Consider the following 14041-nt stretch of genomic DNA (forward strand, 5'->3'; position numbering starts at 1 on the left):
CCCCACACTTCAAGTGTGGGGCTAAACACTGTTTTAACTCAATCACCCGATGCCGAGCTTGCGTTCCACGGCCTGACTGAGAGTTTCCCGGACCAGTTCAACGGGAATCCGGTCGTAAACGCCGGCGAAGAAGCCTTCGACAATCATGTGCATTGCTTCATAGCGCGAGATCCCTCGGCACATGGCGTAGAAGATCTGCTCATCATCGACACGGCCGGCAGTCGCCCCGTGCGTGCAGCGAACGTCGTCCGCTTCAATCTCAAGGCCCGGGATGGCGTCTGCGCGTGCATCAGCGCTGAGCATCAGGGCGTCGTTCCGCTGGTAGCCGTCGGTCTTCTGGGCTTCCGGATCAACTTTGATCATCCCGCGCCACACAACGCGTGACTTGTCGCGGCACACTTCCTTGTAAAGCAGATCGGATTTCGTGTCCGGCTGGTGGTGTGTCTGCTGGGTGTAGTAGGACAGCTGCTGCTTCTCGGTTGCGAACGTCACACCGTTCACCTGTGCAGAGGCTCCGCGTCCATCGAGATGCACATCCTGATGAATATGCGCCAACCGGCTTCCAAGTGCTCCGACTGTCCATTGGAGCATGCCATCACGGGCGACCCGTCCGGACTGATGGGCAAAATGACGGACTTTCAGGTTCCAGTTCTGCAGCTGAACATAAGCCAGCCGGGCTCCTGCTCCGACGATCAACTCGACCGCTCCCACATGCAGACCATCGGTGTCTGGCGAAGCAGAGGCGGTTTCTTCCAGGAGCGTGGCCGAAGCACCTTCTTCCAGAATCACCAGCGTATGGCTGAAGTCGGCTGCGCCGTCCTGCTGCAGGCTGATGAGGCTGTACAGCGGGACCTTGATCTCCACGTTGCGGGGGACAAACAGCAATGTTCCACCGGTCCAGAACGCTGCGTGCCATGCGGAGAACCGGTCGGTTTCCGGAGAGACGGCCCGGGTCAGGAAGTACGGCTCGATCTGCTCGCGATGTTTGACCAGCAGTTCCTGCAGACTGCCGAAAAGGACACCTTTCGCCTTCAGATCCTCGTCGAGAGTGGAAGTGAGGCACTGCCCGTCGACATGTGTGACCGCACCCGCGAACTCCGCCCGGTTCTGCATCAGCGTGGAAAGTTCACTGGTGGCATGAGACTTCTCCGCCAGATGAAACTTCTCGGGTCGAAAGGTCCGCAGCTCCAGCCGCTTGTATTCTTCCGGATCGAGTTCGACCTGCAGAAGTTCCTGATAGTGCGAGAACGCTTCGCTGCGCTGTTGCTTCAGCCAGTCGGGTTCGGACCGATGGGCGAGAAAGCGGTCGAATGCTGACTGGTCGAACCCGGCAGCAAGGAGTGTGGAGTCTGTCATTTGTCTTCGGCCATTTTTTAATGCGAGCGGGAGACCTAAGTCTCCCGATATCTCAGAATCGGGATGTCATCGGGAGACTTACATCTCCCGCTCGCCGGCTATGCACCGAGTAATCCGTAGGTCTTCAATGTCTTCTCGAGCTTGCTGACGTCACTCTGTGAGAGTGGTGTCAGCGGCAGGCGGACTTCACCCGTGTCCCGCTTGAGCAGCTGCATGGCTGCCTTCACCGGGATGGGGTTGGTGGCCAGTCCCAGCATGTCGCGGCACAGCGGGAACAGCTTGTGATGCACCTGCTGTGCTTTGGCAATGTTGCCGGCCTTCCAGGCGCTGATCAGTTCCAGAACGTCCTTGGGAACAATGTTTCCAACCACGGAGACAACTCCGCTCCCGCCCACGGACATCAGGGGCAGGGTGAGACTGTCGTCTCCAGAGAGCAGCGTCAGGTCGCTGCCGTTGAGGATCTGCGATGCCTGGTCGAGGGATCCGGTCGCCTCTTTGATGGCAACGATCGTCGGCAGTTCGGCCAGCTTGCAGATGGTGTCTGCTTCAATGTTTTTTGCAGTTCGCCCTGGGATGTTGTAGAGTACGATCGGCAGGTCGACCGATTCAGCAACGGCCTTGAAGTGCTCGTAGAAGCCATCCTGCATTGGCTTGTTGTAGTACGGCCCGACCATCAACGCGCCATCGGCTCCGGCCTCTTTGGCACGCTGCGTCAGACGCACCGCTTCGCGGGTCGAGTTCGACCCCGTTCCAGCCATGACCTTGATGCGGCCAGCTGCCTGCTCGCATACCAGGGAGATGACACGTTCGTGTTCATCATGGCTGAGCGTGGGGCTTTCTCCGGTCGTGCCGCAGGGGCAGACGCAGTTGGTTCCCGACTCGACATGCCAGTCCACCAGTTTCCGCAGCGCCGCTTCGTCGACATCCCCGTTTCGAAACGGTGTCACCATTGCCACGGTCAGTCCGGCGAACTGTTCTCCCTTACGGGCCATCTTGAACTCCATTGCCGCAGCGCGCGGCCATCGCTCTTGTCGGGGGTGTGTGTTTTGCGAGAAAGACTCGTATTTTAGACACAACGGGGTTCAATCGAAAGAGTGTGGCGTCGGAATCGCCCTCGCCCCGCAGTAGAATCAGAAATCCTGATGCGAGTTCCCAACTCCGTAAGATTTCGCCTGAACCAGTCTGGAAAATCGACTGTGAATTGCTGTAGGCTGGATCGCTGCGCCCGGTTTACGGGCGGAACCGTTGAATTGTTCTCCGGGAATTGCATTATCGAGTTTCCGGAATGTCCGTTTTCTCCGAGTCGAACTGAGTCAATGACCGTGGCACTGGCAATGGTGAAGCGAATCAGTCGTGTGGAGCTGTCAGAAATCAATGCGCAGGGAGGCCAGGGGTGTCTCTGACACAACTGCTTGAGAGTAAATTTCGCGGTGATATCCGATTTCGCGGTCAGGCCTACATGCAGGCCGACCGTGTTTCCATTGCTCGCGTCACCGCCGATGATCTGCACGCCGTCGTGCGGGACGGCACCGAATACCAGACGCATCTGAGCCGTCTGGAAGGTGAGCTTCGCATGTTCTGCTCGTGCGTCGGCGAGGGTCAGTCGCGCGATCCCGCGTGCAAGCACCTGTGGGCCACGTTGCTGGCAGTGGACGCGGGTTCCTACCTCACGGGAGCCGCCAAACCCGGCCAGGTCCCTCCGTTCGTCTCCGAAAGCCGGTACGAACCGATGGATTTCAGTTCCTGGGACGAAGACGATTTTGAAGGGGGCGACGTCTTTCAGCCGCCCGCAAAATCCCGCGAAGCCGCTCCCCGGACGCCCAAAGCCCAGCCCCGCGAATGGGAAGTGAAGCTGCAGGACCTGAGAAATCAGATGCCGGCGGCGAGTCGACCGGGAGCGTCCGCAGAGTCCCGTGAACGCGAAATTTTCTACGAAGTCGACGTTGCCGAAAGCCGGAAATCGCAACAACTTGTCATTCAAACCTCCCAGCGGCAGCGCCGCAGCAACGGACAATGGGGCAAATTGAAGCCTCTGAAGATCCGTCCCGGCCGCCTGGAAGAAATTGAACACGCTGACGACCGCCGCATTCTCGCGTTTCTCGGGGGCGGAACTCCCGAGAGAACAGGCTGGATGGCGCAACAGGCGGAATTCCAGACGTCCGTCTCGCGATATCGCCTTCCGTTCGAACTTTGCCTGCTCATCCTGCCGCTCATGGCAGGTTCCAAACGACTGCGATTCCTCGACGAATCCGAAAAAGACACGGATGAACTCACCTGGGATGAGTCAGAACCGTGGAAACTCTGTCTGTGCCTTGACCAGCAGGAAGACGAGAGCTGGATTCTGCAGGGGCAAGTGCGTCGCGGCGAGGAAAAGCTGCCGCTGGAGAAATGCGATCTGATCCTCCCCGGGGGGCTCGTCGTCGCCAAGCATCAGATCTCCCGTCTCGAAGACTTCAACGCCTTCGACTGGGTGCCGATGATGCTCGGCGAACAGAAGCTCACCGCCAAACCCAACGAAGAACGTGACCTCGTCGACTGGCTGCTGGATATGCCCAGTCTGCCGCAGCTCGATTTGCCGAAATCCCTGCAGCTGGAAGAGGTTCGGCCGGTCCCTGTGGCTCGGCTCATCTTCCGCTCCCCGTCCAAGCGGGGCTGGAAACACGAACGCATTCACGCCAATGTCGAGTTCGATTACGAAGGGACGCTCGTCCGCGGATCGAATGTGCAGTGGGCAGTTGTTCAGAGAGATTTGAACCGCTGTCTGCTTCGAGATCAGCAGAAGGAAGGGGCGTTCTGGGGGCGTTTGGACGACCTGGGATTCCGTCGGCTTGTCGATCACCGACAGTCGGCCCATGACGTCGATATCGCTGCCAGCGAACTGGGTCGGGCTGTGCGCGGCCTGATCGCCGACGGCTGGCAGGTGCACGCGGACGGGAAAGAAGTCCGCCAGGCTGCAGCGGTCAAATTCAACGTTCGGTCGGGAATTGACTGGTTCGAACTGACCGCCGACGTGGATTTCAACGGGAAAAAGGCCAGCTTCCCCGAGTTGCTCGCGGCGCTCACCCGTGGCGATCAGACGATCCGCCTCGACGATGGCTCGCTGGGAATTCTGCCGGAGGAATGGCTGCAGCAATACGGAATTCTCGCCGGTCTGGGAACGACCGACGAAGAAGGCCTGCGCTTCTCCACCGCCCAGTTGGGACTGGTCGACGCGCTGCTTTCTGCTCAGGAATTCGTCGACTTCGACGACCGTTACCTGGAACTGCGTGGCAAACTGGCCTCGTTCGAAGGGGTCGAACCCCGTGCGGAGCCCAGAAATTTCCACGGGGAACTGCGTCCCTATCAGCGTGAAGGTCTGGGCTGGTTGCACTTCCTTCAGGACTACGGGTTCGGCGGATGTCTCGCGGACGACATGGGTCTCGGTAAGACGGTGCAGATGCTGGCACTGTTCCAGGAGCGTCGTCAGTCGCGACAGCGTCAGCTTCCGTCGCTGGTCATTGTGCCGAAGTCGCTGATGTTCAACTGGGTTCAGGAAATCCAGAAGTTCGCTCCAGAACTCTCGCACATGGAATATACCGGGCCGGACCGCGCGGTTCTCGCTCCGCAGATCCCCACGACCGACCTGATTCTGACCACGTACGGAACACTGCGCAGGGACATTCTGGCCCTGAAAGATCAGGAATTTGACTACGTCGTGCTGGACGAAGCTCAGACGATCAAGAACGCCTCTTCCCAGGCGGCCAAGGCGTCGCGGCTGCTCAAAGCCAGTCATCGCGTGGCCCTGTCCGGTACGCCGATCGAGAATCATCTGGGCGACCTGTGGTCGATCTTCGAATTCCTGAACCCCGGCATGCTGGGGCGCAGCTCGATCTTCAAGACGTTCGCCACGGAAGTGACCAACGAAAGTGCCCGCCGCACAATCGCGTCGGGAGTTCGTCCGTTTGTCCTGCGACGTACCAAAGGGCAGGTCGCCAAGGAACTTCCGGACAAGTTCGAAGAAACCATCTACTGCCAGATGGGAGAACGGCAGCGGGCTCTGTACTCGGAAATGCGGGAATTTTACAGGGATTCGCTGCTGGGAATGGTCAAGAAGCAGGGGATGGGCAAGAGCCGGATGCACGTGCTCGAAGCTCTCCTGCGACTGCGGCAGGCTGCGTGCCACCCCGCGTTACTCGACAAGGGGAACGAGGAGGACGCATTCGCCAAGCTGGATGTGCTCGTCCCGCAGCTGGACGAGTTGATCCAGGAAGGGCATAAGTCGCTTGTCTTCTCGCAGTTCACCAGCATGCTCTCGATCGTCAAGAAGCATCTGGATAAACGGGGAATTCAGTACGCGTACCTCGACGGTCAGACCCGGAAGCGAAAGCAGGTGGTGGATCAGTTCCAGAACGATCCGGACACGTCCGTCTTCCTGATCTCTCTGAAAGCAGGGGGTTTAGGTCTGAACCTGACTGAAGCGGAATATGTCTTTCTGCTGGACCCGTGGTGGAATCCCGCTGTGGAAGCCCAGGCGATCGACCGGGCTCACCGCGTGGGCCAGACCAAGCAGGTCTTCGCGTATCGGCTCATCTGCCGCGACACGGTGGAAGAGAAGATTCTCGAACTGCAGAAGCAGAAGCGGGAACTGGCGGATGCGATTCTGGAGTCGGAAGGGACGCCTCTGGGCGATCTGACGACCGACGACCTCGAACTTCTGCTGTCGTGAGAAGAGAGGGCAGGGGTCAGGGGCCAGAGGTCAGGGTAGTGAAGTCGGCAGTCGGCTCTGGGAGGCTGCTGACGCGTTTGGGGCATGCCTATGCTGAAACAGGGCATGCCTGCTGCACAGGCGTCTCAGGACCCGGGCAGATCCGCTTTGATCTGCACTTCCACTGCTGGATTGCCTGAAAGAACGCATCAACGTCCCTGACGGCAAAATGAATTCTCTCCCAGTGCGACCCACGGTGCGTGGTTTTGCTGAATTGTCGCATTGTATCGATTGCAGCGGATTTAAAGATTGGATGAATCTTGAAGGCGCCAATTGCACGGATGATTCCGAAAAAATTGTCGGAAAACGGAAATTGTGGTTCAGACTTAGGACAGCCGGAGTATTCGTTGCAAGCGATTATGCCGATTGTGGCAAATCCTGTTGATTCCTCGGTCAGTCTCAATAGACGGACTTAAGTTGATGCCCGGTCCACGCCGAAATTGTAGGTCGGGTGAATTCATCCGAACGAATCGGGAGCACAAGTCCCGCTGGCTGCATGATGCGTGTCAGTCGTTTGGTTGGATTCACGGGGGGATCATGCTTGGAACAACGACTACGCGGGAGCGACAAGACGTCGCAATCGCGGTGGGCGGTTGTTCCGACGTGACTCGGGGCGGAATTCTGCTGAAGAGTCTCGCGTTCAAATTTGTTGAACAGGCGGACTCCCCTCAACGACGGCAAGGACTCAGGACACGACGGGGAAGTGGTCCGTACAGTACGGATTCACGCTGGCGCGGTTTTGAGAACGTGTTGTCCCCGTTTAGTTGAGATGAAAGACCCCGAAGCCGACGCTGGTTTTTGCCATGGACCCACGGGCTAGGAGAGCCGGCCATGTTGTCGAACTAGGGGTGAAGATCTGGAGCTACGATAGCTCCGACCCAGACAGATTGTGATTGGAGAGCCCGCAATGAGGACGATCTTCACTACTGGTCAAGTTGCAAAGATTTGCAAGGTCGCACCACGCACCGTCAGTAAGTGGTTCGATTCTGGCCGACTCCGCGGATACCGGATTCCCGGTTCCCAGGACCGCCGAATTCCCCGTGAGCATCTCATCCGTTTCCTCAAGGAACACGGGATGCCCCTGGGGGAATTGGAAGATGAAGCGATGGGCAAACTGCTGCTCGTCGGCGTGGACGGTGCCGTCCGGACAGGTTTGGAAGGCGTTTTGCCGATTGAAGATTTCAAGATCGAAATTGCGGCCAGTGGTTTCGAAGCTGGAATCCAGGCAGAATCCCTCCATCCGGATTGTGTAGTCATTGATTTTTCAATGGGACGCAATGAAAGCCTGATGATCGCGCAGAATTTGCGTCGAAACGGCGATTATGCTGACACGGTCCTGATCGCTCTGTTGAGCGATGATGACACGGCCAGCGGTTTCGATCGCACGATTTTCAACGAAACGTTCCGCAAGCCTTTTGATGCTGCCCTGCTTGCAGAACGAATTCGGACGCTTGTCAGCCGTCGCAAGACGTTGGTTTAGTGGTGCTTCGAGGATGAACTGAATGTGTTCTTCCGTCCGCTTCTGCCCGGGCAATGGCCCGCGCGGAACGTGCGGAAAACACAGACAGTACAAAGTCGTCGCAGCACTAGTCCCGTCGAGAGGCGGGCAGGTCACGGCCGGTGGGGCGATACCGGACTGGGGCTCCCGGTTACTGCCGCGAACATCACTGTTCAGGCGTGACTGAAAAGGAAAACTTCGCGATTCGCGATGACTGAGATGAACTGAAGATTTTGTTCAAAGACGATTGCAAGCGGATGTCCACCTTCTGTGCGAGTCGTTGGGGAACGCTCGTGCGACTGCAATCAATCGTTCGAAAAATGAAATCGGCAGGACATGTTCGGTCAAAGTGACCCGCAGAGGATTCCGGATCAGGCATTCCACGGCAGGGAAGCAACAGCCATGGTTACCAGACTGCAACCGCCAACCATCCGTTCGTCTGATGTCCCGGTCACAAGCCGGAATGCAGAACGATCAGGTTGACCGGATGCGGTGAATACCGGATTCGCTGATAAGCGGCTCGACCACATTTCACAAAGCGGCCCCTTCAAAAAGGGCCGCTTTGTGTGTTTCTACAGGCCCGTCTTTCAACGTGGGCCCCCCTCGAGCCTTCCCGACGAATGCTCGCAGACCTTATCTCCGGAAACTCGCGAGAGGTCCCTGCGGATCGTTACAATCGGTGCGTTCTCTTTCCCGGGCTGCCGGATGATTTGTGAATGCTCGCTCGCTGCCGTCCATTTCTGGTTGCCTCTTTTCCAGTCTGGCTGGGACTGCTGGCCTGTCTGTCCGTTGCCTGGCAACTGGACCTCGCAGATGAATGCGCCTGGACCACAGCCGGTCCCGGCCTGACATTCGACGAGAACCTGAATACCGGCAGCGCTGTCTACGTGGTCGAGTCAATCCTGCAATCAGGACTCGCTGCACTGGATCCGCGAACGCTGCAGGAGATCTTCAACGCCCCCGGTTATCATCCTGATTACCCTCCCTTGGGACGCATGCCGCTGGGAGTGAGCAATGCTCTGTTATCGCGCCTCCTCGGGCTCGGCTCGCACCCGTTTTACATGATTACCTATGCCCGGGTCGGCTCCGCGATCTGCTTCGGGTGTCTGATCTGGCTGATCACAGCCTGGACCCGCAAGCGTCTTGGCTGGCTGGCAGCACTGGGTGCCGGGCTCACTCTCTGGGCAACCCCGCGTGTGTTCGGCCATGCCCACCTGGCATCGGTCGAAACGGCGATGAACCTGGCCTATGTCGGCTGCATCCTCGCCTGCTTGAAGTGGATTGGGGATCGAAAGCAGCTCACCTGGCGGGATGGTCTGCTTCCCGGCCTGTTTCTGGGCCTGGCCCTTCTGACGAAGATTCAGGCGATCTTTCTTCCTCCAGTCATCTCCGTCTGGATCCTGTGGAACTGGAAACGTCAGGGCATCCTGCCGCTGGCTGTGATTGCACTGGTCTCAGCAGCGGTCTTCTTTGTCGGCTGGCCGTGGCTGTGGAGCGATCCACTCTCCCGGTTTGTCGCCTACTTCGCACAAACAACCGACCGTTCGACGCTGTACTGTGAATACCTGGGGGTTCGATACGCCGACCGCAATGTCCCGTTTCATTATCCCTTTGTCATGTTTCTGATCACGACCCCGCTGTCCTGGCTGGTGCTCGGAATGTGGGGAATGTGGTTCAGCTCGCAAAAGGGGATCGCTTCGAGCGCCGTTGATTCTCAGCCTTCGAATTCAGGACAAGGGCTCAGCCCGCAGCAGAATCAACTCTTGCTCGGGGCGTTCTGGCTTCCCCTGTTCGTTTTTGCGATTCCCGGGGTCCCGGTGTACGACGGCGAACGCCTGTTCCTGATGATCTGGCCGATCTTCTCGATCTGGGTCGGGGTCGCTGTTCAGCGGGCCTGCGAATTTCTGAAGAGCAGGGGACTGACTTCCTCACGCTGGCGACTGGCACTCATTCTGATGCTGATTCCCCTCGTCAATATCCGGACATCGTTTCCAGCGCTGCTATCCTCCTACAGCGTGATCGTGGGCGGGCTCCGAGGGGCCGCTGCTTTAGGAATGGAGCGAAACTACTGGGGGGACGCAGTCTCCTCCGAGTTTTTGCGTGAGGCGAGTCACTTTCTGACCGAAGGGGAGACACTGGCGATTGCTCCAGTGCTGCATCCGCTGTTTCCACAGTTGGTGGCGAATGACTCGTGGCTGCTGCATCGGCCTGATTTGAACATCATCCCTTACGACGACAAACAGTCGGAAAAACCCCGGTTTGTGCTGCACGTCCGCCGGGACGCTGATCCGTGGAAGTCGCTGACCGATTTGCCGCCGGGAGCACGCGTCCTGCAGCAGATGACCCGGCAGGGGGTCGTTCTTGCGGAATTGATCGAGTTTCCGAAACACGTTCCAGAGTCGAAGGATGAGAGTCTAGAGCCGAGAAAAGCGGACTAAGTCTGTTTTCCGCTCTGGACCTCGGACTCTTCCAAACGGGTCTTGTGTCAAAATGGGGTTTTCGCAAGAATTCCGCCCCGCGGATGGAGACGGATCTCCGTGCGCCGCCTCAATGGCAGTCAGAGTGCGGATACATGGTCAGCATTATTGGAATCATTGTCGTTCTCGGGGCAGTGCTCCTGGGCTTCAATATGGCCGGCGGTCATATCCATGCATTGATCCATCCTTCGGAAATCATCACGATCGGCGGGGCTGCCCTGGGAGCCATGATCGCCGGTTCTCCCAAACAGGTGCTTGTCGATCTCGTCAAAGGACTGATCGGAGTCGTCAAAGGGGGGAACTGCAGCAAGAAGACTTATCGAGAGGTCTTTCAGGTCCTCTACTACTTCTTCTGCGTGGCGCGACGCGACGGACTTCTGGCACTCGAATCGATTCTTTCTGAAGAGGGCAGCGGCTCTCCATTTCACAAGTACCCTTCGGTCGCCAAAGATCATCACCTGAAAGATTTTATCTCGGACGCACTGGTCGCTGCTTCGGAAGGTGCCGACGGTCCGCAGCTGCAGGCCTTGCTCGAAACAGACATTCGTGTGGTGGATGAACAGCATCATGCGGCTGTGGGGGCACTGACCCGAACTGCCGACGCATTGCCCGGATTCGGAATCGTTGCGGCGGTGCTGGGGATTGTGATCACGATGGGCGCGATTGACGGGCCGGTGGAAGAGATCGGCCATAAGGTCGGTGCTGCTCTGGTCGGAACGTTTCTGGGGATTCTGATGTCCTACGGGATCATTGGCCCGCTGGCTGCGGCCATGGAGTCGATGGGACACGCAGAGACCGCATTGCGTAAAACCGTGGCATCAGCTGTCGTCGACTTTGTCGAAGGTGGAACTCCCAAGGCAGCCTTGGAGAAAGCCCGGCGGGGCGTGACTACCGACTGCCGCCCATCGATGAAAGACATGGAAGAGATCTTCAAGGCAGCTGCGTAGGTTCCGTAAATTCGAAGCACGAAATCCGAAATCAGAATCAAATTCAAAGAACAAAAGATTTGAAACGCAGAGATCGCCGAGACCGCTGAGAAAAGCAGAGAGTCTCTTTTCTTACTCTGCGATCTCTGCGTTTCTATCTCTTCTTTTGAATTTCTGTTCTTCAGGGCCCCGCAATTCATTGAAAGGCAAACGTCATGGCAGGCAAAGGAGGAGGCGCGTGGAAAGTCGCATATGCCGACTTCGTCACCGCCATGATGGCGTTCTTTCTGGTGATGTGGCTGGTCTCGCAGGATCAGAAGGTCAAAGAGTCCATCGCCCACTATTTTCAAGGTCCCATCGGCGTGAACGTGCTGGGCGATTCCTCTCGTCATAAGCAGTCGGGCGGATTGTTCTATTCCGAAATCAATGGGTCGGTGCCGAATCAAAATCATCGCACCGCCGGTCGCAGCATCGGTCTGCTCAAGCAGCACCACGATGATGAAGATCCGACGATGGTGGTCGCCGAGTGGATACTGGAAGAACCCCGACGCTATGAAAAGTGGTATGAGACCGCAAAGCAGGAGCTGAAAGCAGCCCGGCAGCTTCCCAGCGTGCAGGATGGTTCGACTCAGCCGGAAGATGCCGCCCGGCGAATGCTCGCTCACAAGATGAAAAAGGAAATGCTGGTCGTCGCGAAGAAATCGGTGAACGACCCGCTGGTGCTGGACCTGGTCGAAACGACGATGTCCCAGATCGACTGGGAAGGGATCGCGGATGAGTGCATCGAGCGGACCCAGGGGCGGTAGGGAGAAGATTCACCACGGAGACGGGGAGGCACGGAGAAAAAAGAAGTTTCTCGCTGACCCTCAACAGTTTGTAGATCGGATTCTCACATGAATCTGAGGCTCTCACGTCAGGAATGGCCCGTGTTGCTGGCTGCCAGCCTGTATGTGCTTCCGGCCCTGTATTTCTCCTGGGACAACGGCAACAGCGAATTCATCATGTATGCTGCCGTGCTGGTGGTGCTGGGCATCTTTGTGCTCGTTCTGCACCGCCACGTTCAGCTTCGCACAGCTGCCCTGTGGGGCTTGTGGGCCTGGGGACTGGCGCACATGGCTGGTGGACTTGTCCCGATCCCAGCGAGCTGGCCGGTGAATGAGGGAGAGCCGCATGTGCTTTACAACTGGTGGATCTTCCGACCCTATCTCAAGTACGACCAGCTCGTACACGCTTGCGGGTTCGGACTGACGACCTGGATCTGCTGGCAGTCACTCAGTCGCGCCTTCATCAATCGCGGGCTGAAAGCCTCGCCCACATTCGGGCTGATGGTCTTGTGCGCCGCTGCAGGGATGGGCTTCGGGGCACTCAATGAAGTGATCGAGTTTCTGGCGACGCGACTGATGCCGGAGACCAACGTGGGGGGCTACGAGAACACCGGCTGGGATCTGGTGTTCAATCTGATTGGAAGCGTGATTGCAGTGATGCTTATCAGAATGCTCTCATCCCGCCGCGAATGACACTTCGGCGAGCAGGAGCCGTGAGTCTCCCAATAAAACACAGAATCAGGAGACTGACGTCTCCCGCTCGCCGCATACATTACGCGAGAATGTCTTTGACGACATGTCCATGCACGTCCGTTAAACGGAATCTGCGGCCCTGGAACTTGTAGGTCAGGCGTTCGTGGTCCATTCCCATGAGGGCGAGAATCGTTGCCTGCAGGTCGTGGACATGCACCGGGTTCTCGTGGACGTTGTAACCGAAGTCGTCCGTCTGCCCGTAGGTCATGCCCCCTTTGATTCCTCCGCCAGCCATCCAGACCGTGAAGCAGCGGGGATGATGGTCCCGGCCGAAATTGCTTTCGAGCTTCCCCTGGCAATAGTTGGTGCGGCCGAATTCGCCGCCCCAGATCACCAGCGTGTCTTCAAGCATTCCTCGCTGTTTCAGGTCGGTAATCAGAGCTGCAGCCCCCTGATCCGTCTGCTGCGCTTCCGATTTGACTCCGGATGGAATTCCACCGTGATGGTCCCAGTCCTGATGATACAGCTGGATGAAGCGAACTCCCCGTTCCGCAAGTCGTCGGGCCAGCAGGCAGTTGGCTGCGAAGGTCCCCGGGGTGCGGGCCTCTTCTCCGTACAGCTTGAAGGTTTCTTCCGTTTCCTGCGAAAGATCGGTGGCTTCAGGGATCGATCCCTGCATGCGGAAGGCGAGTTCGTATTGTGCGATGCTGTTCTCGATCAACGGATCAGCATTGGTCTGACTGGAAATCTGTTCAAGTCGAGCCATTGCATCGAGCATGTGTCGACGGTGCGTCGCGGGGAGGTCGCCCGGGTTCCCCAGGTACAGCACAGGGTCCTTACCCGGTCGAAACTGGACTCCCTGATAGCGCGATGGCAGAAAACCGTTGCCCCACAATCGCGAGGCGAGCGGTTGTCCTTCTTTGTCTTTGGTCAGCATCACCACGAAAGCGGGGAGGTCGGCGTTTTCTGTTCCCAGGCCATAGCTGAGCCACGCCCCCATGCTGGGGCGGCCGGGAAACTGCGACCCCGTCTGCAGAAAGGTGACAGCGGGCCCGTGGTTGATCGCATCGGTATGCACGCTCTTGATGAAGCAGATGTCGTCGACCACTTTGGCGGTATGCGGAAGGACTTCGCTCAGCCAGGCGCCGGAATCACCATGCTGTTGAAATTTGAAGGGGGAACCGACCAGTGCCAGTCTTGATTGGTTCGCGCTCATGCCGGTCAGGCGCTGGCTGCCGCGGATCTCATCGGGAAGGTCCATCCCCTGCTTCTCGGTGAGAAGCGGTTTATAGTCGAACAGATCGATCTGAGACGGTCCGCCCGACTGAAACAGATAGATGACCCGTTTCGCTTTGGCGGGGAAGTGCGTTTCTCCCAGACCGGATTCATTCTCCTGGGCAGAGACGGCTCCGCCGGTCAAACTGCTCAGTGCGAATGACCCCAGTCCCAGGCCGAACTGTTCGAGGAAGTTTCGCCGCGAGTGCGTGTCAATGCTGCCGGTACAGAGTCTCGACATTTCACGG

General features: G+C 57.9%; 9 protein-coding genes. 6 read left to right on the forward strand and 3 right to left on the reverse strand.

Annotated elements, in window-relative coordinates:
• Window positions 1-42: 42 nt before the first annotated feature.
• Window positions 43-1356, reverse strand: a complete 1314-nt coding sequence (gene sufD / locus SH661x_RS02580) for a Fe-S cluster assembly protein SufD (RefSeq protein WP_437227712.1) — start codon at window positions 1354-1356, stop codon at window positions 43-45.
• Window positions 1357-1454: 98 nt separating this feature from the next.
• A complete protein-coding gene (dapA, locus tag SH661x_RS02585; RefSeq protein ID WP_437227714.1) occupies window positions 1455-2348 on the reverse strand; it encodes a 4-hydroxy-tetrahydrodipicolinate synthase in 894 nt (297 codons plus the stop codon).
• A 401-nt stretch (window positions 2349-2749) separates the two neighbouring features.
• On the opposite strand from dapA, the gene SH661x_RS02590 reads away from it, so the two are divergent.
• From SH661x_RS02590 to SH661x_RS02615, 6 genes are all read left to right on the forward strand, one after another.
• Window positions 2750-6061 carry an SNF2-related protein gene (locus SH661x_RS02590; RefSeq protein ID WP_437227716.1) on the forward strand — a complete coding sequence of 1104 codons (3312 nt, stop codon included), beginning with the start codon at window positions 2750-2752 and terminating at the stop codon, window positions 6059-6061.
• 946 nt (window positions 6062-7007) lie between these two features.
• Window positions 7008-7580 (forward strand): helix-turn-helix domain-containing protein, encoded by a 573-nt coding sequence (locus SH661x_RS02595; RefSeq protein ID WP_437227718.1) that lies wholly within the window; start codon window positions 7008-7010, stop codon window positions 7578-7580.
• A 734-nt stretch (window positions 7581-8314) separates the two neighbouring features.
• A complete protein-coding gene (locus SH661x_RS02600; RefSeq protein ID WP_437227720.1) occupies window positions 8315-10036 on the forward strand; it encodes a glycosyltransferase family 39 protein in 1722 nt (573 codons plus the stop codon).
• A gap of 134 nt (window positions 10037-10170) precedes the next feature.
• A complete protein-coding gene (locus SH661x_RS02605; RefSeq protein ID WP_437227722.1) occupies window positions 10171-11022 on the forward strand; it encodes a motility-associated protein in 852 nt (283 codons plus the stop codon).
• A gap of 194 nt (window positions 11023-11216) precedes the next feature.
• A complete protein-coding gene (locus SH661x_RS02610) occupies window positions 11217-11807 on the forward strand; it encodes a flagellar motor protein MotB (protein WP_437227724.1) in 591 nt (196 codons plus the stop codon).
• An 87-nt stretch (window positions 11808-11894) separates the two neighbouring features.
• Window positions 11895-12518 (forward strand): DUF2238 domain-containing protein, encoded by a 624-nt coding sequence (locus SH661x_RS02615; protein ID WP_437227726.1) that lies wholly within the window; start codon window positions 11895-11897, stop codon window positions 12516-12518.
• Window positions 12519-12597: 79 nt separating this feature from the next.
• Here the strand turns inward: SH661x_RS02615 and SH661x_RS02620 are convergent, their stop codons facing one another.
• Entirely contained in the window at window positions 12598-14034 is a 1437-nt protein-coding gene (locus tag SH661x_RS02620) for a DUF1501 domain-containing protein (protein ID WP_437227728.1), read from the reverse strand.
• Between the last annotated feature and the right edge of the window lie 7 nt (window positions 14035-14041).

Source organism: Planctomicrobium stercoris (assembly GCF_051465655.1).
In the GTDB taxonomy this organism is placed as follows: domain Bacteria; phylum Planctomycetota; class Planctomycetia; order Planctomycetales; family Planctomycetaceae; genus Planctomicrobium.

Excerpts from the sequence above, each read along its gene's own strand:
- SH661x_RS02595 (WP_437227718.1), top strand. The coding sequence starts at position 7,008 with ATGAGGACGATCTTCACTACTGGTCAAGTTGCAAAGATTTGCAAGGTC.
- SH661x_RS02610 (WP_437227724.1), top strand. The coding sequence starts at position 11,217 with ATGGCAGGCAAAGGAGGAGGCGCGTGGAAAGTCGCATATGCCGACTTC.
- SH661x_RS02615 (WP_437227726.1), top strand. The coding sequence starts at position 11,895 with ATGAATCTGAGGCTCTCACGTCAGGAATGGCCCGTGTTGCTGGCTGCC.
- dapA (WP_437227714.1), bottom strand. The coding sequence starts at position 2,348 with ATGGCCCGTAAGGGAGAACAGTTCGCCGGACTGACCGTGGCAATGGTG.
- SH661x_RS02620 (WP_437227728.1), bottom strand. The coding sequence starts at position 14,034 with ATGTCGAGACTCTGTACCGGCAGCATTGACACGCACTCGCGGCGAAAC.
- sufD (WP_437227712.1), bottom strand. The coding sequence starts at position 1,356 with ATGACAGACTCCACACTCCTTGCTGCCGGGTTCGACCAGTCAGCATTC.
- SH661x_RS02600 (WP_437227720.1), top strand. The coding sequence starts at position 8,315 with ATGCTCGCTCGCTGCCGTCCATTTCTGGTTGCCTCTTTTCCAGTCTGG.
- SH661x_RS02605 (WP_437227722.1), top strand. The coding sequence starts at position 10,171 with ATGGTCAGCATTATTGGAATCATTGTCGTTCTCGGGGCAGTGCTCCTG.